Genomic DNA, 2,760 nt, shown 5'->3' with positions numbered 1-2,760 from the left:
GCGATCAGCACAACAAAAGCCAACAGTTTTTTAATCACGTAGTTAAATTCCCTTGCAGTCGTTGAGTCAATTTTCCTATCGGAAATATAGTCTTAGAGTTCGATGTCACTATGCTGCGAATAGGTGCGACACCTAATATTGAGTTACACATGAAAGCCTCGTCAGCACTCAGCAAATCTGGAAGTATAAAACGCCCCTCGATGACTTCAATATGACTTACTTTAAGTAACTCAAGCACCTTACGACGCATTACGCCCGTAACGCCTGATAAGGTCAGCTCCGGCGTAAATACTTTATTACCTTTAACCCAAAAAAGGTTGGCCATTGTAGTTTCAATGACATGGTTTTGCACATTTAACGTTATTGCATCTGCAAACTCTGTATTGTCGATTTCAGCCTTGGCGAGAATCTGCTCTAAACGGTTGTTATGCTTATGTCCAGCAAGTAAAGGTTGAATCCCTAGACGAGTATTACAAACGCCCAAGTCCACACCTTGTTCTTGCCAAGATGAATAATGAGAAGGAAACGCAAAATTGGAAATCGTCACGATAGGGCCTTCAATCCCATTAGGGCTATACCCTCGCCCACCAATACCGCGGCTAACGTGAATCTTCACCCCCGCTCGTGCGTCAGATAAAACCGCTTTGCTTGCCCAATCATGCACAACTTTCCAGTCAGGTGAAGAGATCTTCAAAGCGTCAAGGCAAGCACTCATGCGCTCAGTATGTTCTTGCCAGTAAACCAACTCTCCATTTTGGGTCAGGATGGTGGTAAAGCCTCCATCACCGTATTGGAATGAGCGATCACCTAGCTCTACATGCGTTTGCGGAACTCCATTTACCCAAAACATTCACGTACCTTCAAATTAGCAGACAACAAATAAAACAAAACGGCTCAATGCTAAGCATCGAGCCGTTAGAATACAAGTTTCGCTTATCTAAATTAGGTTAGATAGTGTTACTCAGCGAACTTCTTGAAGATCAAAGAACCGTTTGTACCACCAAAGCCAAACGAGTTACAGATAGCGTACTCCATACCTTCAACTTTGCGCGCTGTATGCGGCACAAGGTCGATGTCTAGACCTTCTTCTGGATCATCAAGGTTAATGGTTGGCGGAACAATTTGGTCAACCAAAGACATAACCGTGATAATTGCTTCAACAGAGCCAGCAGCACCTAATAGGTGACCCGTCATCGACTTAGTTGAAGACACAAGAACTTGCTTCGCACCTTCTTCACCAAGAGCACGTTTCACGCCTTTGATTTCTGCAACATCACCAGCTGGAGTAGAGGTACCGTGAGCATTCACATAACCTACTTGAGTACCTGTGATGTTAGCGTCACGCATCGCCGCTTCCATCGCAAGTGCACCACCAGAGCCGTCTTCGCTTGGAGATGTCATGTGGTAAGCATCACCAGACATACCAAAACCAACCAGTTCTGCGTAAATCTTCGCGCCACGTGCTTTTGCGTGTTCGTACTCTTCAAGCACCATCATGCCAGCACCATCACCTAGAACAAAACCATCACGACCTTTATCCCATGGGCGAGACGCTTTTTGAGGCTCTTCATTACGAGTAGATAGCGCTTTAGCTGCACCAAAGCCAGCCATGCCAAGAGGCGTAGAAGCTTTTTCTGCACCACCAGCAACCATCGCATCTGCATCGCCGTAGGCAATCATACGTGCTGCATGGCCGATATTATGCAGGCCAGTAGTACATGCGGTAGAAATCGCGATATTTGGACCACGAAGACCACGCATGATAGATAGGTTACCTGCAACCATGTTTACAATGGTCGAAGGAACAAAAAATGGGCTAACTTTGCGAGGGCCTTTGTCTACTAATGCAGTATGGCCAGTTTCGATAAGGTCAAGACCGCCAATGCCTGAGCCGATAGCAACACCAACTCGAGCCGCATTTTCTTCGGTAATTTGTAAGCCAGAGTTATCAAGAGCTTGAATACCCGCTGCAATGCCGTACTGGATGAAAAGGTCCATCTTACGAGCATCTTTTTTAGACATGTACTCTGTGCAATCGAAATCTTTAACAAGACCTGCAAAACGAGTTGAGAAGTTCGTAGTATCAAAGTGCTCGATATTTACGATACCACTTTGACCTTCTAGCAGGGCTTTCCAAGATGATTCTACTGTGTTGCCTACCGGTGACAACATACCCATGCCAGTGACAACTACACGACGCTTGGACACGATATAATTCTCCGGGAATTGAATATTTCTATGAGAGGATAGAAGAAGTTAGAAAGAACACAGGCGGTCTAGGAGACCGCCTGGGAGAGCTAATTACTGAGCGCTGTTTACGTAGTCGATTGCAGCTTGAACAGTAGTGATCTTCTCAGCTTCTTCGTCAGGAATCTCAGTGTCGAATTCCTCTTCTAGAGCCATAACTAGTTCTACAGTGTCTAGAGAATCAGCACCTAGATCGTCAACGAAAGAAGCTTCGTTTTTAACTTCTGCTTCGTCTACACCTAGCTGTTCAACAATGATTTTCTTTACGCGTTCTTCGATGTTGCTCATTTTTCTTTTCCTTTACAGATTTCGCCTAATGCGATGATTCCGTAGTTTATTCGAACTATTGAAAGTTGCAAGGGGGTCCTTGCTGGTCAAACCACAAAATTAGCGAATTTAACCGAATTTCAATACATTTTTGACTTAAATCATGCACAAATCTTGCGCATAAGCATGACAAGTTCATGACAGTTAACTGCAACTATAGGCTATTTTTCACAATGTAAAATAGCT

The 2,760-nt window shown here is 44.5% G+C and carries 3 protein-coding genes; all 3 read right to left on the bottom strand.

All coding sequences use genetic code 11. The annotated features are described in order from the left end of the window. Positions 1 to 34: 34 nt before the first annotated feature. Complete coding sequence (gene pabC / locus R7P67_RS22990; protein ID WP_104975488.1) at positions 35 to 850, bottom strand: aminodeoxychorismate lyase; 816 nt, start codon at positions 848 to 850, stop codon at positions 35 to 37. Positions 851 to 957: 107 nt separating this feature from the next. Further along, complete coding sequence (fabF, locus tag R7P67_RS22985; protein WP_005372948.1) at positions 958 to 2,208, bottom strand: beta-ketoacyl-ACP synthase II; 1,251 nt, start codon at positions 2,206 to 2,208, stop codon at positions 958 to 960. Positions 2,209 to 2,301: 93 nt separating this feature from the next. Beyond that, positions 2,302 to 2,535 (bottom strand): acyl carrier protein, encoded by a 234-nt coding sequence (gene acpP / locus R7P67_RS22980; RefSeq protein ID WP_004406112.1) that lies wholly within the window; start codon positions 2,533 to 2,535, stop codon positions 2,302 to 2,304. Positions 2,536 to 2,760 lie beyond the last annotated feature (225 nt).

The sequence above is a fragment of the Vibrio sp. Vb0937 genome (assembly GCF_033338855.1).
This window is presented reverse-complemented; position numbering and strand designations above follow the sequence as displayed.